At 46.5% G+C, this 23,284-nt stretch carries 20 protein-coding genes; 1 reads left to right on the top strand and 19 read right to left on the bottom strand.

What is annotated here, in order from left to right; all coding sequences use genetic code 11:
- The 6 genes from ICN30_RS04895 to secA form a co-directional block, all read right to left on the bottom strand.
- Nucleotides 1-312 carry a hypothetical protein gene (locus ICN30_RS04895; protein WP_216273650.1) on the bottom strand — a complete coding sequence of 104 codons (312 nt, stop codon included), beginning with the start codon at nucleotides 310-312 and terminating at the stop codon, nucleotides 1-3.
- Nucleotides 313-316: 4 nt separating this feature from the next.
- Nucleotides 317-571, bottom strand: a complete 255-nt coding sequence (locus ICN30_RS04900) for a MoaD/ThiS family protein (protein ID WP_216273652.1) — start codon at nucleotides 569-571, stop codon at nucleotides 317-319.
- Between the two features lie 9 nt (nucleotides 572-580).
- Nucleotides 581-1,837, bottom strand: a complete 1,257-nt coding sequence (locus ICN30_RS04905; protein ID WP_216273654.1) for an NAD(P)/FAD-dependent oxidoreductase — start codon at nucleotides 1,835-1,837, stop codon at nucleotides 581-583.
- Between the two features lie 10 nt (nucleotides 1,838-1,847).
- Complete coding sequence (locus tag ICN30_RS04910; RefSeq protein WP_216273656.1) at nucleotides 1,848-3,695, bottom strand: aldehyde ferredoxin oxidoreductase family protein; 1,848 nt, start codon at nucleotides 3,693-3,695, stop codon at nucleotides 1,848-1,850.
- Between the two features lie 18 nt (nucleotides 3,696-3,713).
- The gene (locus tag ICN30_RS04915; protein ID WP_216229465.1) at nucleotides 3,714-4,190 is read right to left on the bottom strand and encodes a 4Fe-4S dicluster domain-containing protein; all 477 of its coding nucleotides are present in this window, start codon (nucleotides 4,188-4,190) and stop codon (nucleotides 3,714-3,716) included.
- A gap of 162 nt (nucleotides 4,191-4,352) precedes the next feature.
- Complete coding sequence (secA, locus tag ICN30_RS04920) at nucleotides 4,353-7,118, bottom strand: preprotein translocase subunit SecA (RefSeq protein WP_216273659.1); 2,766 nt, start codon at nucleotides 7,116-7,118, stop codon at nucleotides 4,353-4,355.
- Between the two features lie 54 nt (nucleotides 7,119-7,172).
- Between secA and ICN30_RS04925 the strand changes: the two genes are divergently transcribed.
- Nucleotides 7,173-7,676: a hypothetical protein gene (locus ICN30_RS04925; RefSeq protein ID WP_216273661.1), complete on the top strand. Its 504-nt coding sequence runs from the start codon at nucleotides 7,173-7,175 to the stop codon at nucleotides 7,674-7,676.
- A 2-nt stretch (nucleotides 7,677-7,678) separates the two neighbouring features.
- Here ICN30_RS04925 and lpxC read toward each other — a convergent pair whose 3' ends face one another.
- The 13 genes from lpxC to ICN30_RS04990 all read right to left on the bottom strand — a co-directional run bounded on the left by lpxC (nucleotide 7,679) and on the right by ICN30_RS04990 (nucleotide 23,279).
- A complete protein-coding gene (gene lpxC, locus ICN30_RS04930; RefSeq protein ID WP_216273663.1) occupies nucleotides 7,679-8,593 on the bottom strand; it encodes a UDP-3-O-acyl-N-acetylglucosamine deacetylase in 915 nt (304 codons plus the stop codon).
- Between the two features lie 28 nt (nucleotides 8,594-8,621).
- Nucleotides 8,622-9,122, bottom strand: coding sequence for a peroxiredoxin (locus ICN30_RS04935; RefSeq protein WP_216273666.1), 501 nt, complete (start codon nucleotides 9,120-9,122; stop codon nucleotides 8,622-8,624).
- A gap of 112 nt (nucleotides 9,123-9,234) precedes the next feature.
- Nucleotides 9,235-10,575, bottom strand: coding sequence for a cell division protein FtsZ (gene ftsZ / locus ICN30_RS04940; protein WP_215376654.1), 1,341 nt, complete (start codon nucleotides 10,573-10,575; stop codon nucleotides 9,235-9,237).
- Between the two features lie 45 nt (nucleotides 10,576-10,620).
- Complete coding sequence (ftsA, locus tag ICN30_RS04945) at nucleotides 10,621-11,850, bottom strand: cell division protein FtsA (RefSeq protein WP_173959480.1); 1,230 nt, start codon at nucleotides 11,848-11,850, stop codon at nucleotides 10,621-10,623.
- 9 nt (nucleotides 11,851-11,859) lie between these two features.
- Nucleotides 11,860-12,726, bottom strand: a complete 867-nt coding sequence (locus ICN30_RS04950; RefSeq protein WP_255533106.1) for a cell division protein FtsQ/DivIB — start codon at nucleotides 12,724-12,726, stop codon at nucleotides 11,860-11,862.
- Nucleotides 12,723-13,736 (bottom strand): D-alanine--D-alanine ligase, encoded by a 1,014-nt coding sequence (locus tag ICN30_RS04955; RefSeq protein ID WP_216229469.1) that lies wholly within the window; start codon nucleotides 13,734-13,736, stop codon nucleotides 12,723-12,725. Before ICN30_RS04955 ends, ICN30_RS04950 begins: the two co-directional genes overlap by 4 nt.
- Nucleotides 13,729-15,165 (bottom strand): UDP-N-acetylmuramate--L-alanine ligase, encoded by a 1,437-nt coding sequence (gene murC, locus ICN30_RS04960; protein WP_216273668.1) that lies wholly within the window; start codon nucleotides 15,163-15,165, stop codon nucleotides 13,729-13,731. Before murC ends, ICN30_RS04955 begins: the two co-directional genes overlap by 8 nt.
- The gene (gene murG, locus ICN30_RS04965) at nucleotides 15,162-16,235 is read right to left on the bottom strand and encodes an undecaprenyldiphospho-muramoylpentapeptide beta-N-acetylglucosaminyltransferase (RefSeq protein ID WP_216273670.1); all 1,074 of its coding nucleotides are present in this window, start codon (nucleotides 16,233-16,235) and stop codon (nucleotides 15,162-15,164) included. The genes murC and murG overlap by 4 nt, the downstream gene beginning before the upstream one ends.
- Nucleotides 16,232-17,503, bottom strand: a complete 1,272-nt coding sequence (gene ftsW, locus ICN30_RS04970; RefSeq protein WP_216229472.1) for a putative lipid II flippase FtsW — start codon at nucleotides 17,501-17,503, stop codon at nucleotides 16,232-16,234. The genes murG and ftsW overlap by 4 nt, the downstream gene beginning before the upstream one ends.
- On the bottom strand, nucleotides 17,500-19,119 hold the full coding sequence (gene murD, locus ICN30_RS04975; protein ID WP_216273672.1) for a UDP-N-acetylmuramoyl-L-alanine--D-glutamate ligase: 1,620 nt from the start codon (nucleotides 19,117-19,119) through the stop codon (nucleotides 17,500-17,502). Before murD ends, ftsW begins: the two co-directional genes overlap by 4 nt.
- A gap of 10 nt (nucleotides 19,120-19,129) precedes the next feature.
- Nucleotides 19,130-20,299, bottom strand: a complete 1,170-nt coding sequence (gene mraY / locus ICN30_RS04980; RefSeq protein WP_215334238.1) for a phospho-N-acetylmuramoyl-pentapeptide-transferase — start codon at nucleotides 20,297-20,299, stop codon at nucleotides 19,130-19,132.
- A complete protein-coding gene (murF, locus tag ICN30_RS04985) occupies nucleotides 20,290-21,738 on the bottom strand; it encodes a UDP-N-acetylmuramoyl-tripeptide--D-alanyl-D-alanine ligase (RefSeq protein WP_255533107.1) in 1,449 nt (482 codons plus the stop codon). The genes mraY and murF overlap by 10 nt, the downstream gene beginning before the upstream one ends.
- Entirely contained in the window at nucleotides 21,735-23,279 is a 1,545-nt protein-coding gene (locus ICN30_RS04990; protein ID WP_255533108.1) for a UDP-N-acetylmuramoyl-L-alanyl-D-glutamate--2,6-diaminopimelate ligase, read from the bottom strand. The genes murF and ICN30_RS04990 overlap by 4 nt, the downstream gene beginning before the upstream one ends.
- Between the last annotated feature and the right edge of the window lie 5 nt (nucleotides 23,280-23,284).

The raw sequence follows: 23,284 nt of genomic DNA on the forward strand, positions 1-23,284 counted from the left end.
TTATCCGCCACCTCTCCGAGTATAAAGATCAAAGCGAGTTAGGATTGACTGAATGTGTTCGGCCGAAAATGATGCATCAAATATGATTTCAAGCTCAAGCACCGGAATCAGTAAAAGGGCAATTTTGCGACTTCTTAAGGCGGCTCCGTGCATCAGAATCCTAGCAGGCTCCCCAGCAAGAAGCTTCTGATCATCAACTATAAGCGAAGTTTGTGGGTATAAATCCCCTAAAGCTTTGGGCAGCCAGCGCAGCAAATCTTCTGGAGTGCACCCCATTTCCCGCCTGACCGCGAAAATTTCACTACCAGCCAAGGGATTAGCCGCCTGCTACTGGCGGGCAAATAGCTAGAGCATCATTTTCCTTGAGAACATATGAAAAACGCTGATCTGGATTTATATAAACCCCATTGACCATAACCAAATGAGCTGATTTGCTGGGGATTTTGTAAAGCTCAATCATGTCCCCAATAGTACTTCCCTGAGGAACAACAATATCAGCTTCAATCCCATTCTTTTTAGAGGGCGGTAGATAACTTGCCAAACTGGCAAACAACTTCAAGGTAATTTGCATGCGTAAAGCTTAATTCATCCAAGCCGATTGTGCTTGCCCTTTTGCTAAGTAAGCTTCCATTACTTGTGTGGGGTCACGTAATAAATGTGACTTCCATTCGCCTAGTCGAGTCTTTGATTGAATGAGTCCGCGCAACACGCCAATGTGATCAGTATTCCCAACGCAAGTAGCTCCAACCAATACATCTCCCAAAAACTCCAATCGGAGATATTTGAAGTGCTCACGATCTACGATTTCTACATGCTCGCCATCTTTTGCGCCAGCCCACAATCCAAAAGAAGAGGAAATGAGTCCCAGCGTATCCAGTACGTTAATTTGGAGCGCCCCTAGGCTTTCAGCATCTCCGCCAGTCATCGCAATACCAGCGATTCGAGCTTGATCTGCTGCATTAGGCTGAATAGCATTAACAATTCGCTGTCCTGTTGAAAAATCGATACTCTCAGCAACATCTCCTGCAGCATATACATCTGGATGGGATGTTTGCATGCGCTCATTTACTAAAACGCCAGTCAATAAATCAAGGCCTGAATTTTGAAGACATCCAATATTTGGCTTGACTCCCGTTGCAGAAATCACGAGGTCTACCTCTAGGACTTTGTCATTAGATAGCTTGACACTGAGAGCCGAGCCAGAGGAAGAGATCTCCTCAACTCGAGTGCCAGTAAAAACATCAACACCCTTGGACTGAACCCATTCTTTGATCATTCCACCCGCCAGCCCAGTCATCATTCTGGGCACCATGCGATCACCCATTTCCACTACAGTAAGTCTCACATCACGGCTAGCTAGAGCTTCCAAAATAATGCAGCCAATAAAACCAGCTCCCATCTGAAGCACCCGAGTACCTGGCTTAGCAAGGGACGCAATAGCCCTAGCATCGCTCATAGTCCAGCAAGAATGTACTCCCGGCAATTGAATGCCTGGAATTGGCGGCTGCACGGGGACGGAGCCAGTTGCAATCAACAGCTTATCGAAAGAAACTCGAGCACCGCCTTGAAGGAGCAACTCTTTAGCCTTGCAATCAACAGAATCTACGTGGCCGTGTACCTGCTCAATCTTTAATTTATCAAAATGCTGAGGGTCTTTGCGTAAATAGGTTCCTGATTCTTGGATATTCCCCATTAACAAATAAGGAATTGCCATCCTTGAATAGGGAGGCACGTCCTCCGAACCAATCATGATAATTTGATCGGAAGGAGAACGTTTGCGAATAGTCTCCGCAGCAATCACTCCTGCAGGTCCGTTACCTAAGATGACGTGCTTCATCTAAAGAATCTTAAAGGCCAAGACGTTTAAGTGTTTCTGCACTCGGACGACCCTCAGGATCCCAGCCTCGAATCTTGTAATATTCGGGCAACATTTTGTCCAGACCACTCACAGCGCCTTTACCAGGGCCAGTTTTTGCCGCTTCTGTCATGAGGCGCTTCGGTAATTTATCGTCCTTGTTCGTGAAGCCCGCACGGTTATTAAAGTCGCGCTCCATATTCCAAATACGCTCGCCAATCGTAGTCAAGTTCTCCACAGTAAACTCGTCTCCACATGCGGCTTGTAGCTGCGGCGCCACATCAGCAAGTGTCCAAGCAAAGCTCGTAAAAATACAAATCCCTGCCGAGTCAAATGCAGCAGTTGCATCTTGGAATGCTTTCACTAACTCTGGCTTGCCTTGTGTGTCAGCTGGTTCAGTCTTCACTGGAATGCCCAATACTTCAGACGCAATGGTATATCCACGTAAGTGACATGCCCCCCGGTTTGAGGTTGCATATGCCAAGCCAATACCTTGAATCACTCGACCGTCATAGGCTGGAAATTCTTGACCCTTAACACTCATGGAGAGATCAGGCTGACCATATTTTTTGGTCAAGCGAGCAGAACCAAGTCCGAGCTCTTTTCCAAAGCCAACACCATTTGCAGTAATTTCTGCGAAGTAGCAAAGTGCTTTAGCGGAGCCAAATGGAGCCTCAATACCTAACTGCTCTTTAGTTAGGACGCCCATCTCATACATCTCCATGACGGCACCTACGGTTGCGCCAAAAGAAATAGGGTCAAAGCCGTCTTCATTGCACAACATGTTGGCAAACTGCAAAGCCTCCAAGTCATTCACACCATTTGCCGCACCTAAAGCCCAAGCAGCCTCATACTCCAGGCCACCCGAGGCATTCATATACTGCGGTTTATTTTCAATTGAGAAATGTGTGTCATCAATCTTTGAGATTCGACCGCATGCAATGGTGCATGCAAAACACGCCTGATTCGTTACTAGCTGAGCCTTGCCATCAGATGCACGCGGCGTCGCCATTGCTTCAGCAGAAATATCCTTGGCCCCATCAAACTGAACATCCTGGTGATTACGAGTGGGTAATGCACCAACCTCATTAATCACATTCATCAATACTTGAGTGCCGTACGTTGGTAAACCCTCTCCAGTCACACCATTGCCAGCCAACACTGCCTTACCCGCGCGGGTTGCCTCCATAAAGGCTTTAGGATTCTTAATATTGCCGACACCTTTTGTGCCTCGAACTGCAACTGCTTTTAAGTTTTTACTGCCCATCACTGCGCCTACGCCTGAGCGTCCAGCCGCACGATGCAAGTCATTCACGATTGCAGCGTAAAGCACTTCATTTTCACCGGCGCGTCCAATACAGGACACCCTAATTTGCGGGTCTTGATGTTTAGTTTTAATTGCAGGTTCTGTTTCCCAAACAGTTTTTCCCCATAGCTCAGAAGCATCTATAAGCTCGGCATTGTCATTCTCAATAAATAAATAAACTGGCTTAGGTGATTTGCCTTCGACAATCACCATATCCCAACCAGCCATCTTCAGCTCTGCGCCCCAATATCCACCGGAGTTAGAGCAGGCAATGGCTCCAGTCAGTGGACCCTTGGTCACCACCGTATAACGGCCACCAGTTGATGCCATCGTGCCAGTCAGAGGGCCGGTCGCCCAAATCATTTTATTTTCAGCAGAAAGTGGATCTACCTTGGGATCCAATTCTTCAACTAAATACTTTGATGCCAAGCCTCGTGAGCCCAAATATTCTTTAGCCCACTTCATATTGATTGGCTCTGAGACACAAGTGCCCGCAGTTAAATTAACGCGTAGTAATTTTCCAGCCCATGACATGATTTTTTCCTATGCTATTTAATTGGAGCTATTTTGATTGCCGAGCTTGTCTGCCCATTCACGCATTTTGTCTAAACCTGTCCAATCGGCATCTACATAGGTAATAGCCTGGGTTGGACAAGCAGTTGCACAGGCTGGATCACCACCACATAAGTCACACTTCTGAACCTTGCCAGTGTCTTGAACATAATTAATTGTTCCAAAAGGGCAAGAGATCGTGCAAACCTTGCAACCCACACAAGTGTCATCAGAAACGACTTTAGCTCCAGTAAGGATGTCTAAACTAATCGCATCTACTGGACAAGCTTGAAGGCACCAAGCCTCAGAGCACTGTGTGCAGGTATAGGGAACTTTTTTACCCGTATCATGAAATTCAAATACCTTGATTCGGGACTTAGAGGTATTGAATACTCCATAGTGCTCATAACTGCAAGCCATCTCACACTGAAGACAGCCTGTGCATTTATCTGCATTGATGTGCAGGGACTTTTGCATACCGGTTCCTTTTACCTATAACTGCAATTTCTTGCATATAAGAAAACATCATCAGCGATCTTAGAGCATCTAGATAGCTAGGGAAAGCCCTAGATGGTGAACCGAATAAAAATGGAGGCCTAAGCCCCCATTCAATTTGAATGCTGCAGGATTACAAGCTACTTAAGCCAAAGCCCCGCAGCAGTTCTTGTATTTCTTACCGCTACCGCAGGTGCAGGGATCATTGCGACCGACTTTAGGACCAGCGCGCATCGGGGCAGGAGCAATTTCAATCGCTGCACCGCGGTCCCCAGTTGAACCAGCGACCTCAAGGTCTGCATCAGCATGCTGATACTGCACATCTGAGAGCTTAGCCAAATCTTCATTCATCGACTCAGAAGCTTCGTCCAACTCACTTGCACTACGAATCTGTACAGTCATGATGCTTTTCACAACATCATTCTTGATGACACTAAGCAATTCACCATAGAGCTCGAATGCTTCGCGGCGATATTCTTGTTTTGGATCCTTTTGAGCATAGCCACGTAAATGGATGCCTTGACGCAAATGATCCAAAGCAGCTAAATGTTCACGCCAATGCGTATCTAAGCTGTAGAGTAAAACTGAGCGCTCAAATCCTGCAAATGATGCACGTCCAGAAAGCTCTACTTTTGCATCGTAAGTTTCTTTTGCAGCCTCTAATACACGATCAACAATCTGCTCATCGTCCATGGATGCAGCATTTTCAACCCAATTTTTCAGGTCAACTGTTAAGCCCCAGTCGCTGGCCAATACATTCTCCAAGCCAACTAGGTCCCACTGCTCTTCCATCGATTCCAGGGGAACGTATAAACCACAAATGCCACGCAAAACATCTTCACGCAAATTGGCAATCAACTCACCAACATCGGCACTTTCAAGAACTTGATTTCTTAAGCGATAAGTCTCTTTGCGCTGATCGTTGGCGACATCGTCATATTCCAACAATTGCTTACGAATATCAAAGTTACGACCCTCAACCTTACGCTGAGCAGACTCAATTGAGCGAGTCACCATACCAGCTTCAATTGGTTCGCCATCCGGCATCTTGAGACGATCCATGACTGCACGCAAACGATCCCCAGCAAAAATACGCAAGAGAGAGTCATCTAAAGAAAGATAAAAACGGGAGGAGCCTGAATCACCTTGACGGCCAGCACGACCGCGAAGCTGATTATCAATACGACGGCTCTCGTGACGCTCTGTACCAATAATGTGTAAACCACCCGCAGCTAATACTTGATCATGCAAGCTTTGCCACTCATCCTGCAAGGTCTTAATCTTGGCTGCTTTCTCTACATCAGATAAAGCGGCATCCGCTTCTATTAAAGAAGATTGTTTGCCAACGTTTCCGCCCAAAACAATATCTGTTCCACGACCAGCCATATTGGTGGCAATGGTGATCATCTTTGGTCTACCAGCTTGAGCAATGATCTCTGCTTCGCGAGCATGCTGTTTCGCATTCAATACTTGATGCGGCAATTGACGCTTATCTAGTAAACCAGCAATTAATTCTGAATTCTCAATCGAGGTTGTACCAACCAAGACAGGTTGACCGCGTTTGTAGCAATCCTCAATATCTTTAATTACCGCATCGTAGCGCTCACGCGATGTCTTATAGATCTGATCTTGACGATCTTTTCTTTGGCTGATGCGATTAGGGGGGATAACTACAGTCTCAAGGTTGTAAATCTCCTTGAACTCATACGCTTCGGTATCCGCAGTACCAGTCATACCGGCCAACTTACCGTACATACGGAAGTAGTTCTGGAAAGTAATTGTGGCTAGTGTCTGATTCTCATTCTGAATCTGCACACCCTCTTTAGCCTCAACAGCTTGATGCAAACCATCAGACCAACGACGACCCTGCATTAGACGCCCTGTGAACTCATCAACAATAATGACTTCACCATTCTGAACAACATATTGTTGATCACGGTTGTACAGAGTATGCGCACGTAATGCGGCATACACGTGATGCATCAGAGTAATATTTTGCGGGGCATACAAAGAGTCACCATCATTCAAAGCGCCAAGCTCAACTAAAACTGTTTCAGCTTTGTCATGACCACGCTCTGTTAAATAAACCTGCTGGGACTTTTCATCAACCCAATAATCACCTGGCTTTTCAACACCAGTGCCGTCTGCTTTTTCTTCACCAATTTGACGTTCTAAGTAAGCAGGCAATGCATTGATCTTGATATACAAATCGGTGTGGTCTTCAGCCTGACCAGAAATAATCAATGGGGTGCGAGCCTCATCAATCAGAATGGAATCAACCTCATCAACAATCGCATAAGCTAGGCCACGCTGAACACGTTGACCCAAGTCTTGCACCATGTTGTCGCGAAGGTAATCAAAACCAAACTCATTATTAGTACCGTAGGTGATATCAGCTGCATAAGCTTCTTGCTTAGTGGTGTGATCCATCTGAGATAGATTGACACCAACCTTCATACCTAAGAAGTTATAGAGTGTTGACATCCACTCAGCATCACGCTGAGCCAAGTAGTCATTTACCGTAATAACGTGAACACCTTTACCTGTTAAGGCATTCAAATACACAGGAAGCGTAGCGGTTAAGGTTTTACCTTCGCCCGTTCCCATTTCAGCAATCTTGCCTTGATGTAATGCAAGGCCACCCATCATCTGCGCATCAAAGTGGCGCATCTTCATCACTCGTGAACTTGCCTCACGAACTACCGCAAAAGCCTCAGGAGCAATATCATCTAATGACTCACCCGCAGCCAAACGCGACTTGAACTCAGCAGTTTTTGCTTGCAGTGCGGCATCATCCAAAGCTTGCAGGCTAGGCTCGAAAGCGCTAACTTTGGCAACTACTTTGCGATACTGTTTTAAGAGGCGGTCATTACGACTGCCGACCAGGGTTTTAAGAAGACCGATTACCATGGGATATTGAAGTAAATTAAGACCTTGAGTTTATCACCCGCACCCTCTTTTTATATGAACTTCGCCCCGAAACCCGTCCGCACGAAAGCCGCCCATGAGTGGCTAGAGTATTTGCGTGACTCTGAGGGCTTGGGCGGAATTTTGGCAAAGACAGAAGATCTGGCCAAACTCAAAATTGCCTTGAAAGCGGCCCTATTCGAGCTGGATTTAGATAACTTAGCGCCCAAAATTGAGGCTGGCTGGCGTTCCGGCGGTCAGAATGAATTGTTTTTACTGGTGAATGGGGCAAGTATCGCCACCCGTCTTCAACAGGTTTTACCTAGTCTAATCAATGAGTTAGCTAAAAAAGGGGTCATTTGTGCCAGTATTAAGGTACGCCTAAAACCAGCGCCACCCACCTGGGAAATTAAACCCCGTGAAGGTCAGCAGGTCAGCCAGAAGCCAAAAGGCTTTAATGCCGTAGCGAGGGCTTCTTGGGAATCCTTATTGGAGAAATTGGCGCCAGACTCTGATCTGCGTAAGGCGGTTGAACGCCTACTTCAAAGCAAGCCCAAATAAACCTAGAAAAAGAGGGGTTGACTCTCTTTGGAATAGGCAGCGGGAGCCTTATTTTCTGGAAAACTACTGATTTCGTAAGAGCTAGGGTCTTCCAAAAGCTTACGCAAAAGCGCGTTATTCAGAGCATGTCCTGATTTTTCAGCGACATAAGAACCCACAATCGGATGGCCAACTAAATACAGATCGCCGATAGCGTCCAAAATTTTGTGGCGAACAAACTCATCTTCATAACGTAACTCTTCGTTATTCAGAATGCGATGCTCATCAAGCACGATCGCATTATCTAAACTTCCGCCACGAGCTAATCCCATTTCTCGCAAAGCTTCAACTTCATGTGCAAAGCCAAAAGTGCGCGCACGGCCAATCTCGCTTCGATATGCATGTTCTGCAAAATCCACTACAAAGCGCTGACCAGTTTTATCTACTGCCGGATGCTTAAAGTCGATTGTGAAATCTAACTTATAGCCAAAGAAAGGTTCTAGACGCGCGAGCTTGTCACCCTCTCTCACCTCTATAGGCTTCTTAATAACTACAAACTGTCTTGGCGCATCTTGCTCAGCAATACCAGCTGATTCCATCAGAAATAAGAATGAGGCTGCGCTGCCATCCATGATGGGAACTTCTTCCCCATCAAGCTCAATCAATAAGTTATCAAGCCCTAGGCCTGCACAAGCTGAAAGTAAATGCTCCACGGTGGAAACACGTACTCCATCTTTTTGAATCACTGAGGCGAGGCGAGTATCACAAACCGCCAGAGCAGTAGCTGGAACAACCGATTGCTCTGGGGTGTCTACACGTACAAATAAGATTCCTGAATTTATCGGAGCAGGCTTAATAGATAAGGTCACCTTGCGCCCAGAGTGCAAGCCAATCCCCACGGTTTTAATCGGGGTGGCGATTGTGCGTTGCTTCATCATGGTTTTATCTAAATTCAGGAATGATTTCTTACAGCTTTTTCAAAATTGAAGCAGCGTCGCTCACTTCAAACTTACCAGGTGCTTCACGATCTAAAGTTGTCACTACACCGTCTTCAACAATCATGGCATAACGATCTGAACGAACACCCAAACCTCGCGAAGTCAAATCTAATTCGAGGCCAAGTTTCTTAGTAAATTCAGCACTACCATCGCCCAACATGCGGATCTTTTTTCCAACTTTTTGATCACGTCCCCAAGCACCCATTACAAATGGATCATTAACTGAAATACACCAGATCTCATCAACACCTTTTGCTTTGATTGCATCAAAGTGCTCAACGTAGCTAGGAACGTGCTTTGCTGAACAAGTCGGAGTAAATGCACCAGGCAAAGCAAAGATCACAATCTTCTTGCCGGCAGTGAGTTTTTCAACTTCGAATGCGTTTGGGCCAATAGCGCAACCTTCGCTAGCTTCATCTAAAAACTCATAAAGAGTAGCGTTTGGTAATTTTTGTCCGACTGCGATCATAAGATCTCCAATGAAATAGTTGTCATGAGTATGCCAACGCTAGCGCGGGATTCGTCGTCCGGAGGGGCGCCGCGCTGGCATTCTGCAACTACATATTGTATTGAGCAGTGGTTTAGTCTGCTTGCTTACGTAAAAAGGCTGGGATTTCGTAGTAATCAGCCCCTTTATCCAACATGGTTTTTGCCTGTGGTGAGCTATCAGCACCTAATGTAGGAGCTGGTGTAGCTTCACGTGAACTACGGAATACCCGTGGCAAATCATATTGGCTGTAATCGACTCCGCTAGTTGCTGGTTGAGCAGCCATCGAAGGCGCACTACCCGCACCTGTCATCGCCAAACCAGCGCTAGTGCTTAAAGCTGAATCAAGACTTACCTTGCTCATTGCTGCTGAAGCACTTGCTGGAGCAAAGCTATTCAAGTCAGCCATTGTTGGCATCGCATCATGCGTACCAGTAGCTTGTCTCCAAACTACTTCTGGTTGATGATGTTGACGTGCTTGTGGATTATTCAAGCCAGTAGCCACTACAGTAACGCGCAAGGCATCACCTAGGCTCTCGTCATATACAGTACCAAAGATCACAGTAGCATCATCTGCAGCATAGCCACGGATCGCTGCCATCACTTCACGAGTCTCAGACAACTTCAATGAACGGCTAGCAGTGATATTTACCAATACGCCACGCGCACCAGACAAATCAACACCTTCGAGTAATGGTGATGCAACCGCAGCTTCAGCGGCCAAGCGTGCACGATCCATGCCAGAAACTGTTGCAGTTCCCATCATCGCCTTACCTTGCTCGCCCATTACTGTTTTCACGTCCTCAAAGTCGACGTTGATCAAACCTTGTACGTTAATGATTTCTGCAATACCTGAAACAGCGTTATGCAATACATCATCTGCGCATGCGAATGCCTTATCAAACTCAGCATCCTCACCCATCACTTCGAATAGTTTCTCATTGAGAACTACGATCAATGAATCTACATATGACTCAAGCTCAGCTGCACCATTTTCTGCAACCTTCAAACGCTTCACGCCTTCAAAGTCAAATGGTTTGCTAATAACGCCCACAGTCAAAATACCCATCTCTTTAGCAACTTGAGCAACGATTGGCGCTGCACCAGTACCTGTGCCACCACCCATACCAGCAGTGATAAACACCATATGTGCACCTTGCAATGTATCTGCAATACGAGCACGCGCCTCTTCAGCAGAAGCTGCACCGATTTCAGGCTTTGCGCCAGCACCGAGTCCGCTAGAGCCTAGTTGCAAATTCACAGATGCCTCAGAACGCTGTAAAGCGCCAGCATCGGTGTTCATGCAAATAAACTCTACGCCATTAACACCGCGACGAATCATGTGCTGAACTGCATTACCACCTGCACCACCAACTCCAACCACTTTAATAATGGTTTTGCCGGCTGTTTCTTGATCTAACATTTCAAATTCCATATACCCTCCTAGGTAATAAGTACTACGTTGACGACGACGAAAAACTTAAAAATTTCCTGCGAACCATTCCTTCATGCGCGAAATCACACTTTGCAACGCGCCTGACTGAGATACTCGACGGCCACGCAACAACTGCGCCTGACCTTCCATTAATAAACCGATGCTGGTAGCAAAACGTGGGCTACGCAAAACTTCATGCAGATGGCCCCGGTACTCAGGGGTGCCGATACGTGCTGGACGTAAAAACACTTGCTCAGCAAGCTCAACCATGCCTGGCATTAAAGAAGTTCCACCAGTCAGCACGATCCCTGAAGACACCATATCTTCGTAACCTGAATCTCGAACTACACCACGCACCAAGGTAAATAACTCTTCTACACGCGGCTCAATAACGGCTGCTAAAGCCTGCTTAGACATTGGACGTGGCTCGCGATCTCCAACTCCGGGCACATCAATCATGGTGGTTGGATCTGCCATATCTTGACGAGCAATGCCATATTGAATCTTGAGATCTTCCGCATCAATCGTCGGCGTACGCAATGCCATCGCAATGTCATTAGTAATTTGATCGCCTGCAATCGGAATCACAGCAGTATGTCGAATAGAGCCCTGGCAATAGATAGCGATATCAGTTGTGCCGCCACCAATATCAACTAAGACAACGCCCAACTCTTTTTCATCTTCTGTTAGCACAGCCAAGCTCGATGCTAGCGGCTGCAAAATAAGATCATTCACTTCCAAGCCACAGCGACGCACACACTTCACAATATTTTGCGCAGCACTAACAGCGCCAGTGACAATGTGCACTTTCACTTCTAGGCGCAAACCACTCATACCGATTGGCTCACGCACATCTTCTTGCCCATCAATAATGAATTCTTGAACAAGGATGTGAAGGATTTGCTGATCTGTAGGGATGTTGATTGCTTTGGCAGTTTCCAGGACGCGCTCAACATCTCCAGCGCTAACCTCTTTATCGCGAATGGCCACCATACCGCTAGAGTTAAAACTCACAATGTGATTTCCAGCGATACCAGTAAAGACTTGAACGATCTGGCGATCTGCCATGACCTCAGCTTCTTCTAGCGCCTTTTGAATGGATTGGACAGTAGCTTCAATATTGACAACTACGCCTTTCTTCAGGCCTTTAGATGCAGTTTGGCCAACGCCAACGACATTAAATTGGCCATCCGGCGCCAATTCAGCAACCAAAGCAACCACCTTGGAGGTCCCAATATCTAATCCGACCAATAAATCGCGGTTGTCTTTACTCATTCTCATTCCTCATTGCTTCTGCTCACTTTTCTTGCCATCTGCTTCATTCTTTTTCAAACTTGCCGAAGCAAGATGCACTGCAAAACCATTTGCATAGCGCAAATCAATTGCGTCTACGCGATTAGCCCATTTCTCTTGAACTTGCGGCCAGTATTTAAAGAGTCGCGCTACACGATCCTCGGTTAATGTTTTGTCGGAGTTCTCTTCATCCCTACCGAACTCCACCTTCATACCGTTGGATAACCTCACATGCCAGGCATAGCGCTCAGAGAGGGTTAAGCTTTTTACTTCTGCACTCCAAGGCTTAAACCAAGCGTTCGCTTTTTCATACAAGCGCATCACTTCTTTGCTTGCATCTTCTGGTCCAGAGAAATCAATCAACTGAATTCCGTCTCCCACATCAGAAACACGACCAGCAAATAGCTCACCATGGGTATTCATTAAGGTATGGCTATCGACTCCACCCCAAGTACCAAATGGCTTTTGCTCTTCAATGCTCACAATTAATCCGTTGGGCCAGACTCTACGAACATTGGCATGACGCACCCATGGCATAGACTCGAAACCACGCTTCACATCTTCCAATCTCACGCTAAAGAAGTTTCCCTGGACCGTCTCTAAGACTTGTTGCTTCACTACAGGCTTATTAATATGCTTCAGCGTTTGTCCAGCTACCGGCTCAATCACTATTTGGCGCAATGCAAAGACGGGTCGTTGACTCAACCACACTAAAATTCCAACGCAAACCATGACCGCGAAACAGCGCATCAAGAAACGGCTCAGCTTTTGCATCCGCTCGGGATGATTCCAAAGCGGAGACGCCAGTGAAGCAAATACTTCACCGAAGCCATTTAAGAAGGCGCTCATCCGACTCATGCTTGCGCAGCCCCCTTGGTATTTAAGGTTTGGCTAATGACCCAGAGAACTAATTCAGCATATTCAACACCGGCTGCTTTGGCGGCCATTGGAACTAAAGAATGCGAAGTCATACCTGGAGATGTATTCATCTCCAAGAGATAGGGTTTGCCGGTTTTTTGATCCAACATCACATCAGCACGCCCCCAGGTTTTACAGCCAAGGGTGCGATAAGCAGCTAAAGCTAAATCTTGAACCGCTTTATTTACTTCTGGCGCTAAGCCAGTTGGGCACAAGTATTTAGTCTCATCAGAGAAATACTTATTATGGAAATCGTAATTGGCTTCTGGTGGAATGATTTTGATTACAGGCAATGCCTCGGCATTTTCTCCAAATCCAACCAATGGGCAAGTTAACTCATCACCAACAATACAAGTTTCAGCAATCACCTTTTTATCCATCCCTGCAGCTAACTTATAGGCCGCAGGCAACTCTTCGACAGATTTCACTTTAGTAAGACCAAGTGAAGAGCCTTCATGCGCTGGCTTGACAATCAATGGCAAACCTAAGTGCTTCACCACTGCATTCCAATCACTATCAGCTTTTAGCTCCTGAAACTCTGGAGTTGAAAGACCGCTACTGAGCCAGACAAGCTTAGTAGCAATTTTGTCGATCGCTAGTGCAGATGCCAGTACACCGCTACCGGTATAAGGCAAACCTAAAAGCTCAAGCAATCCTTGGATCGTGCCATCTTCACCGTAGCGTCCATGTAAGGAAATAAAGATACGGTCAAATTTTTCATTTGCTAATTCAGTTGGGCAACGTAATCCTGGATCAAATGGATGCGCATCCACCCCTTTAGAGAGTAGCGCTTCTAATACGCCATTACCCGACATCAAGGAAATCTCACGCTCGCCAGAACGACCGCCAAGCAATACACCGACCCGACCAAGCGATTTGACATCTAGATTTGCGAGCTCTTGCTTCACTCGCTCACCCCAAGAAAGCAATTGTTGATTTTGCTTAGACATGTTTTGCCTCCGCCAATACATGAGGCAAGCCAGAGATAGAGCCTGCACCCATCGTGATTAAGACATCACCATCACGCAATAAGCTGCTGAGCTTTTCTGGCATCTCAGTAACGCTCGGGGCAAAGGCCACAGCCGCACCATCCAAAGAGCCCTTCAAATTTTGATCAGTCGTAAGCGCCGCCTTCATGAGGCTTTGACCATCAGCGCCTGGAATCTTAGCTTCGCCAGCTGGGTAAACCTCGGTTAACACGAGAGCATCAAAGTTTTTGAGTACTTGCACAAACTCACCAAAACAATCACGCGTTCTTGTAAAGCGATGGGGTTGGAATGCCAATACCAAGCGTCGATCAGGATAAGCCCCACGTGCTGCAGATAAAGTGGCCGCCATTTCAACAGGATGATGTCCGTAGTCATCTATCAATGTGAAACTTCCACCCGATGCCAAAGGAATTTCTCCGTATCTTTGAAAGCGTCGACCAACACCACTAAATTCAGATAAAGCCTTCACAATAGCTTCATTACCCACTCCAAGCTCTGTCGCAATACCAATCGCCGCCAAGGCATTACGTACATTATGTAAGCCCGGTAAATTTAATTGCACTTCAAGTCGACCTGGCTTATTGCCATGACGGCGTACAGTTTTACGATCAACCGTAAAGTGCATGCGAGTACCTTCAGCGCGCACATTACTTGCACGAATATCTGCATCTTCAGATAAGCCGTAGCGCAATACCGGTTGAGATACAAACGGAATAATGTCGCGAACATTCGCATCATCAATACAAAGCACTGCAACGCCATAAAAAGGCATGCGCTGAATAAATTGGACAAATGCTTGCTTCAACCTTGCCATGTCATGCTGATAGGTATCCATGTGATCAGCATCAATATTGGTGACCACTTCCATCGCTGGAAATAATTGGAGGAAAGAGGCGTCAGACTCATCCGCTTCAACCACAATAAAGTCACCCTGACCTAAGCGCGCATTAGCACCTGCGGAATTTAACTTGCCACCAATCACAAAGGTTGGATCTAAACCACCTTCGGCCAAGACTGAGGCAACCAAACTAGTTGTTGTTGTTTTGCCATGAGTGCCAGCAATCGCAATGCCCTGCTTTAGGCGCATGAGCTCGCCGAGCATGACAGCACGTTGAATCACAGGCACCTTAGCTGCGCGAGCAGCCAGTACCTCAGGATTGTTTCCTGCAACTGCAGTAGAAATCACTACCGCTTCTGCGGTGCCAATATTTTTAGGGTCATGCCCAATGTGAATGACCGCACCCAAATCCTTTAAGCGCTTAGTAGCAGCGCCTTCCGCTAAGTCAGATCCGGATACTTGATAACCCAGATTCAGGAGCACTTCGGCAATACCGCTCATGCCTGCGCCGCCAATGCCAACAAAATGTATTTGCTGAACGATATGTTTCATATACCAACTCCTGCACAGTCTGCACATATCTCGGCTACCCGCTGAGTTGCATGGGGCTTAGCTAAAGTATGGGCACGCTCAGCCATCACCTGTAAATCTTGGCGGCTAAAGTTTTGAATCATGGATGCGAGATCCTGTGGATTGAGATCTTGTTGTGGGAGCAGAATTGCTGCGTCTGAATCTGACAAGAAGCGTGCATTCGCCGTCTGATGATCATCAATCGCATAGGGGAATGGGATCAAGCAGGATGCAACACCGCAAGCCGCGATTTCTGAAACAGTCATCGCGCCAGAACGGCAGATAACGAGATCCGCTTGAGCATAGGCGCTTGGCATGTCGTCAATGAAAGGACGAATGTCTGCATTAACGCCTAAGTCGGCATAGCGCTGCTGTAAATCTGCGAGATGTTTATCGCCCGCCTGATGGATCACATGTGGACGTGCGTCTTTATCCATCAATGCCAGGGCCGCTGGAATTGCTTCATTTAAAGCAGCCGCACCTAAGCTGCCACCAACTACCAATATCGACAAAGGTCCAGTGCGCGCTTCATATCGTTTTGCTGGCGCGCCCACAGCTTCAAACTCTTCACGGATTGGATTGCCAACCCATTCAGCATGGGCCATCGTATCTGGGAAGCCAGTCAATGTACGCATAGCAATTTTGGCTAGGGCACGATTAGCGCTTCCCGCCACAGAATTAGCCTCATGCAGAACCAATGGCCTCTTCAAAAACTTCGTCATCAAGCCGCCGGGAAATGTAATGTATCCGCCCATACCTAAAACGACATTTGGCTTAATACGGCGCATGATCTTCAGACTCTGAAAGCTCGCTCTTGCAAGATTGAATGGCAACATCAATTTTGCTTTGATGCCTTTGCCACGTAAGCCGCCAAACTCAACTGCCTCAAATGGGAAGTCACATGCTTTTACCAGGCGATATTCCATGCCACTTTGATTACCAAGCCAAAAAACTTTCCAGCCACAGATGCGTAGATATTCAGCAACAGCTAAGCCTGGGAAAATATGCCCCCCAGTACCGCCGGCCATAATCAAGATGGATGGCTTGGTCATAGCTTGCCACCCCGCATCAAGATTCGGTTCTCATAATCAATACGCAGGAGCATGGCGACTGCCACTGCATTCATCAAAATTCCTGAACCGCCATAACTGACTAAAGGAAGAGTCAAGCCTTTGGTAGGAAGTAGGCCTAAGTTCACGCCCATATTGATAAATGCCTGCCAACCAATCCATATCGCAACACCTTTAGCAGCAAGGCCAGCAAAACTACGATCCAATTGCAAAGCAGTACGACCAATCAAGAATGCACGACGTACGATCCAATAGAACAAGAAGATCATCACCACTACGCCAACGAATCCAAGCTCTTCACCAATCACAGCCATGATGAAATCAGTATGCGCTTCAGGAAGGTAATGTAATTTTTCAACACTACCGCCTAGACCCAAACCAAACCATTCGCCACGGCCGAATGCCATGAGTGAATGAGTTAATTGATAACCTTTATTTGCTGCATTGTCGACTTGCCATGGATCCATAAACGCCAGCATGCGACCGCGACGGAATGGAGAAAGAGCAATCATCGTGGCACCGCTCATCAAGCCAACCAAGATCAAGCCGCCAAACAACTTAGCGTTAATGCCGCCTAAGAACAAAATTCCAAAAGCAATTAAAGCTACCACCACGAATGCGCCCATGTCAGGTTCAGCCATCAGTAGGCCGCCAACTAAGGCAACAGCGATACCCATGGGCAACATGCCCTTAACAAATGAGTGGAGATACTCTTGACGCTGCACTGTGTAGCTTGCGGCAAAAATCACTGCAGCAAATTTCATTAATTCAGATGGCTGGAAGTTCATCAGACCCAATGGAATCCAACGCTTCGCACCGTTTACGCCCTTGCCTACGCCAGGGATGAGAACAGCAATCAAGAGTAAAACCGTAAAGCCAAAAATGACCGGTGAATAACGATCCCAAACTTTTGTTGGAATCTTGAATGCCCAAATACCAACACCGATGGCAATTGCCAATGAAATGCAATGCCGAATTAAGAAGAAGTTGCTGCTGTAATTTGCATACTTAGGACCATCAGCCAAAGTAATGGATGCGGAGTAGACCATGACTAAACCGATCAAGGCTAAAGACAGTACCGCCCAAACTAACAATTGGTCGTAGTCCATCATGCGTGAGCGAGTTTGCTCAACACCAGATACTGCATCTCTCAAGCCACTGCGGAAATTGTCTATCCCACCTCTGGAGAAATTCCAGAAGCGGCCAAGGCCCAAACGATTCTCAGGAAAAAGTTTTTCCTTCAAACTCATGCATGGACTCCTTCGAATTGCATTCCCAATTCTTGAACTTCAGCAACGAATGCTTCAGCTCGTGCTACGTAATCGCTGAACTGATCAAAGCTAGCGCAAGCTGGTGAGAGTAAAACGATGTCACCAGACTGAGCTTGTTTTGCAGCTTCTGCCACTGCACTTTGGAGGGTCTCACTCATGACGCACGGCACTGCATCAGCTAAAGCCTCAGCAATAATTGGGGCGTCTTTACCAATCAGGAAAACACCTTTTACAAAGCGCAATGCAGGATCACGTAAAGGACTAAAGTCCTGGCCTTTTCCTTCACCACCAGCAATCAACCAGATCCGCTTGCCAGCCTCATTGGCACTTAAACCATTGAGCGCAGCTACAGTGGCACCCACATTGGTGCCTTTACTGTCATCCACATACTCAACATTCGACACAATCGAAACACTTTGAACGCGATGCGGTTCACCGTGGTAGTCACGCAAACCATGTAAAAGCATATTCATTGGCAAACCAGCTGCGCGCGCCAAGGCCAATGAAGCTAATGCATTCAAGGCATTGTGGCGACCACGAATGCGTAAAGCATCAGCAGGTATTAAACGCTTTAGTCTTAACGGCTCTTCCTCTACAGCGGCTGCTTTACGACGACGCTTAGGTTGAGGCTCAAGATCTTCATCTACCTCAGCCCAAACTAGCCAATCAATTCCACCGGCACGTAGATCATGCTCGATTCCAAAGGCACCCTGCTCATCAGGTCGGCCTGCGCCAAAAGTAATAACGGATTTATTTGCTTTTTGCTCGTCAGTCAGTAAATTCATTGCTAATGAATCATCACGATTCAGAATGCAAATAGTGTCTTGCCCAAAAATATTCGCTTTTGCATCAACATAGGCCTGCATATCACCGTGCCAATCTAAGTGATCTTGCGTAATATTTAATACAGTTGCTGCTGTTGCATTAAAGGTACTTGTGTAAACCAATTGGAAGCTAGAGAGTTCCAACACCCAAATCTCAGGCATATCTACAACTTGATCAGACTCATCCAAGCAAGACATCAACTTATCTAAAGCCGCTGGGCTGATATTTCCAGCAACAGCAACTCTCTTGCCAGCACGCTCACACAACTGTCCTGTCAGTGCAGTCGTAGTTGTCTTTCCATTGGTTCCAGTAATTGCCAATAAGGCCGGCTTGTATTGAGACGCTGCGACTTGGGCCATGCGATCTAATGCAGCAATAGCTCTGGCAAAGAATTCCAATTCCCCCCAGATATCAATATTGGATTCTTGCGCCTTAGCCAAGAATGAAGCTGTTGGTTCTTGAAGTGGAGATAAGCCAGGGCTAATTCCGATGACATCAATATTCTTTAAATTAATGTCGTCAAGAGGTCCAAAGAAAGCATCCTGAAGCCCTGCAAATTCAAGATCAGCCAACCAGGCTTTTTGTCGCTCATTCAGCTTTTCGCGATCACGTGTATCAGCCAGACTAACCTTAGCAGCATTTCGCAAACACCACTTAGCCATTGCATATCCAGACTCTCCCAATCCTAAGATTAAGAAATGTTGAGGTGCTTGATAACCCTCATCTGCGATGAGAGCTGGGTTAGCGAAGGCTTGGTCTAAGTTATGCATATTCTTTGGCTTACCGTAATTTCAGGCTGGAGAGGCCAATGAGAACTAATAAAATGGTGATGATCCAGAAGCGAACAACTACCTGTGTTTCGCGCCAGCCACCCAACTCAAAATGGTGATGTAGTGGCGCCATCCTAAAAATACGACGACCCTCACCAAAACGCTTCTTGGTAAATTTGAACCAAAATACTTGCAGCATTACTGACAGTGTTTCTGCCACAAAAATTCCGCCCATGACAAAGAGCACAATTTCCTGGCGAACAATCACGGCAATAGTACCGAGTGCACCACCTAATGCGAGCGCACCAACATCACCCATAAATACTTGAGCAGGATGTGTGTTGTACCAAAGGAATGCCAGCCCCGCACCACCCATAGCGCCACAGAAAATCATTAGCTCACCTGCGCCAGGAATATATGGGAACAATAAATACTTTGCATAAATTGCATTACCCATCACATAAGCAAAAGCACCTAGAGCGGCACCAACCAATATCACCGGCATGATGACTAAGCCATCAAGACCATCAGTTAAGTTCACGGCATTACTACTACCAACAATCACCAAGTAACTCAAAATAATGAAGCCCATTACTCCCAAGGGGTAGCTCACCTCTTTCATAAAAGGAATCAGCAAGTTTGATTTTGCTGGTAGATCCAAAGCGAAGCCGCTTTTGAGCCAATCAAAGAACAACTGCAAGACCTTGAGGTTATTTACTTCGGATACAGAGAAAGCTAAATAAATAGCGGCAAATAATCCAATCAAAGTCTGCCAAAAGAATTTTTCTCGTGAGGCCATTCCTTTAGGATCTTTGCGGGCTACTTTTCGATAGTCATCAACCCAACCCACCAAACCAAATCCAAAAGTCACAATCATCACAATCCAAATAAAGCGATTGCTTAAATCAGCCCACAACATGCAGGATATAAAAATACCCAAAAGGATCAGTACACCACCCATTGTTGGGGTGCCTGATTTCACTAAATGGGTTTGTGGGCCATCCGTACGAACCGCTTGACCCATCTTCAATGCAGTCAGCTTCCGAATAACCCATGGACCAGCCGCCAAGCCAATTAGCAAAGCAGTCACTGTTGCCATTACCGCTCTAAAAGTGATGTAGTTAAAGACTCGGAAAAATCCAAAATCATCCTGTAACCATTGTGCCAATATCAAGAGCATGTTTTAGCCTCCTCTAATAAGGCCTGTACTACACGCTCCATACGCATAAAACGAGATCCCTTAACCAAAATATCTAAGTGCAACTGCTTGCTTGACTCTTGATCCGCTAGTGCCACATTGAGCTCGTCAAGCAACTGATCCAGTTTGGTGAAGTGCTTAGCACTGCTAGCAAGCTGAGTCTTTTGTGAATCATTAAAGCCCTGCACTGCAAATTTGCACTGCTCTCCGAGCGCAAATAACTTGCTGATGCCCTGCTCGGCAGCATAGGCACCAACTTCCTCGTGGAACGCAGGACCTTGATCACCTACCTCGCCCATATCACCCAACACCATCCAGGAAGTATTTCCAGACTGTTTAAGCGCATCAATAGCAGCTCTTACGGAATCAGGGTTCGCGTTATAACTATCGTCAATCAGGGTGCGACCTGCATTTAAAGGCTTTGCTTGCATGCGTCCATTTACCGGAATAAAAGATTCCAGACCGACCTTGATTTGCTCCAAACTTAATCCAGCACCCAAAGCTACTGCGCTAGCCGCTAGAGCATTACGCACATTGTGATTTCCTAAGGTATTGAGCTGAACCTCAACTCTGCCAAATTCAGTTGAAATCTCAATTTTTCCGCTAGCTAATAACTTTCCAGTCACTGAGGCTTTGACTAACGCCGATTCAGTAGATAAAGCAAAGTCAATTACCTTGCGTCCTGCGGCAGCTTGATGCCAAACCGAAGAGAACTCAGAATCCGCCGGAAACACTGCAACACCATCTGCAGGAAGTGCGGTCAAGGCAGTTGCATGTTCTTTTGCAACTGCTTCTACAGTCGCCATAAATTCTTGATGCTCACGCTGGGCATTGTTAATCAGAGCGATATTGGCTTGAGCAATCAGGGCTAGTTCTGCTGTTTCGCCAGGATGATTCATCCCCAACTCAATCACTGCTAAGCGATCGGTTGATCGCATGCGTAGCAAAGTTAAGGGTAGGCCAATATCATTATTGAAATTGCCTTTAGTTACCAAAGTGCACTCTTCACCGGCAGCAGCCTTGAAGATCGAAGCAATCATCTCTTTTACAGTGGTCTTGCCATTAGATCCCGTTACCAAAGCCACCGGGATAGAAAATTGTGCACGCCATGCCTTTGCCAACTCGCCCAAACCCTGTTTAACATCCTGGACACATACTGCAGGTAAGTTTGTAGGGCATTTTTCTTTATGACTAATAAGTGCCGCGCTTGCGCCCGATGTTGCCACATCGCTCAAGAAGTCATGCGCATCGAAACGATCGCCCGACAAAGCAATAAATAATTCGCCAGACTGAATCTGACGACTATCGCTGCCAACATGAGAAATGGAAATTGCTTCAGCAGACTTTGCATCAGCATGAATCAACTGACTGCCTGGCAACATGGCATGCACTTGGGCGAGAGTAGTCATAGGCGTACTCATACGCTACCCCCCGCAGCCAAACGAATATGTTCTTGATCAGAAAAATCAAATTTCTTGCCATTGATCTCTTGAGTAGACTCATGCCCTTTGCCAGCAACTAGAACAATATCGTTGATATCGGCATGTCGTACTGCAGCCATAATGGCAGCCGCTCTATCAGGTAGTGCTTGCACATTCGATAGGTCGCCTGACATACCAGCTTGAATCATGGCAATAATAGAAACAGGATCTTCCGATCTAGAGTTGTCACTTGTAATCACAATATGATCGGCAAACTCTTGTGCTGCACGACCCATTTGTGGACGCTTACCGGAATCTCGATCACCGCCGCAACCAAAGACACACCATACTTTTCCGTTACGTTGATTTGCAATGGGGCGCAATGCATTCAATGCTTTAGTGAGGGCATCTGGTGTATGTGCATAGTCCACAACAATTAGTGGCCCCTCAGTTCTCTGCGTTTTATTTAAGCGAATCAACTCCATCCGCCCTGGAACAGCAGTCAACTTGCTCATGCGCTTAGAGGCCTCGCTCGGGCTCAAGCCTTGAGACAACAGAACCGTCCAAACAGCAAGACAATTACTTAAATTAAATTCGCCCAATACTGCAAGCCGAACATCGCTTGAACCTGACGCATCACAGTTAAATTGAGAGTCATAGCCAGCAGCTGTAAACAGGGTGTTTTCTGCATAGGTGCGTTTCAATCGATCGCCAAATTTTTCAAATCCGGCAAATGCATTGCTGCTGAATGCATAACCCCACACTTGAGGGCCGTCGACAGCGAGGAGCTTCATTGCTAATTCGCGCCCAAATGCATCGTCAAAATTGATGATGGCATTTTCAAGCTGAGGTAGTTTGAACAGCTTAGCTTTTGCCTCAGCGTATTCACCCATCGTACCGTGGTAATCCAAGTGATCTTGAGTCAAATTAGTAAATACCGCAGTACGCACATCCAAACCAGAAATGCGATTTTGATCGAGTGCATGAGAAGAAATCTCTATGGCCACCTGCTGAGCACCTACATTCAATAATTCTTTTAATTGAGTCTGTAAACGTGGTGCATCGGGTGTGGTGTAGCCAGTCTCGATCAATGCACCCGGGAAACCGGTACCCAAAGTACCTAAAACTGCAGCGCGTTGATTAGGCCCATCCAATGCCTGTGCCAGCCACTGCGTAATGCTAGTTTTGCCATTGGTGCCGGTAACGCCGATAACGTTCAGCTTTTTACTTGGGTAGCCATACCACTCAGCACAGAGTTCTCCAGCTAAGTTAGCTAAATTATCAATAGCAAAACAGTCTGAGCGATCTAAGTACTCGTTAGCAACACCATCTGCCGGATCAAATACAACTGCTGCTGCACCATTTGCTAAGGCAGCCGCAATGTAATCACGACCGTCACGTAGGGCATTGCCATGACCAACAGGGTATGCAAAGAAGATGTCACCAGATTGGATTTGACGGCTATCAGCAGTTACTTTTGCATCTGCAGAAGTGAGATCACGTAAATGCGAGATCAAGAGATGGGGTTCAATATTAATCATTGCCA

The organism is Polynucleobacter sp. 31A-FELB (assembly GCF_018882405.1).
In the GTDB taxonomy this organism is placed as follows: Bacteria; Pseudomonadota; Gammaproteobacteria; order Burkholderiales; family Burkholderiaceae; genus Polynucleobacter.

Excerpts from the sequence above, each read along its gene's own strand:
- ICN30_RS04900 (WP_216273652.1), bottom strand. The coding sequence starts at position 571 with ATGCAAATTACCTTGAAGTTGTTTGCCAGTTTGGCAAGTTATCTACCG.
- ICN30_RS04905 (WP_216273654.1), bottom strand. The coding sequence starts at position 1,837 with ATGAAGCACGTCATCTTAGGTAACGGACCTGCAGGAGTGATTGCTGCG.
- ICN30_RS04910 (WP_216273656.1), bottom strand. The coding sequence starts at position 3,695 with ATGTCATGGGCTGGAAAATTACTACGCGTTAATTTAACTGCGGGCACT.
- ICN30_RS04915 (WP_216229465.1), bottom strand. The coding sequence starts at position 4,190 with ATGCAAAAGTCCCTGCACATCAATGCAGATAAATGCACAGGCTGTCTT.
- secA (WP_216273659.1), bottom strand. The coding sequence starts at position 7,118 with ATGGTAATCGGTCTTCTTAAAACCCTGGTCGGCAGTCGTAATGACCGC.
- ICN30_RS04925 (WP_216273661.1), top strand. The coding sequence starts at position 7,173 with ATGAACTTCGCCCCGAAACCCGTCCGCACGAAAGCCGCCCATGAGTGG.
- lpxC (WP_216273663.1), bottom strand. The coding sequence starts at position 8,593 with ATGATGAAGCAACGCACAATCGCCACCCCGATTAAAACCGTGGGGATT.
- ICN30_RS04935 (WP_216273666.1), bottom strand. The coding sequence starts at position 9,122 with ATGATCGCAGTCGGACAAAAATTACCAAACGCTACTCTTTATGAGTTT.
- ftsZ (WP_215376654.1), bottom strand. The coding sequence starts at position 10,575 with ATGGAATTTGAAATGTTAGATCAAGAAACAGCCGGCAAAACCATTATT.
- ftsA (WP_173959480.1), bottom strand. The coding sequence starts at position 11,850 with ATGAGTAAAGACAACCGCGATTTATTGGTCGGATTAGATATTGGGACC.
- ICN30_RS04950 (WP_255533106.1), bottom strand. The coding sequence starts at position 12,726 with ATGAGTCGGATGAGCGCCTTCTTAAATGGCTTCGGTGAAGTATTTGCT.
- ICN30_RS04955 (WP_216229469.1), bottom strand. The coding sequence starts at position 13,736 with ATGTCTAAGCAAAATCAACAATTGCTTTCTTGGGGTGAGCGAGTGAAG.
- murC (WP_216273668.1), bottom strand. The coding sequence starts at position 15,165 with ATGAAACATATCGTTCAGCAAATACATTTTGTTGGCATTGGCGGCGCA.
- murG (WP_216273670.1), bottom strand. The coding sequence starts at position 16,235 with ATGACCAAGCCATCCATCTTGATTATGGCCGGCGGTACTGGGGGGCAT.
- ftsW (WP_216229472.1), bottom strand. The coding sequence starts at position 17,503 with ATGAGTTTGAAGGAAAAACTTTTTCCTGAGAATCGTTTGGGCCTTGGC.
- murD (WP_216273672.1), bottom strand. The coding sequence starts at position 19,119 with ATGCATAACTTAGACCAAGCCTTCGCTAACCCAGCTCTCATCGCAGAT.
- mraY (WP_215334238.1), bottom strand. The coding sequence starts at position 20,299 with ATGCTCTTGATATTGGCACAATGGTTACAGGATGATTTTGGATTTTTC.
- murF (WP_255533107.1), bottom strand. The coding sequence starts at position 21,738 with ATGAGTACGCCTATGACTACTCTCGCCCAAGTGCATGCCATGTTGCCA.
- ICN30_RS04990 (WP_255533108.1), bottom strand. The coding sequence starts at position 23,279 with ATGATTAATATTGAACCCCATCTCTTGATCTCGCATTTACGTGATCTC.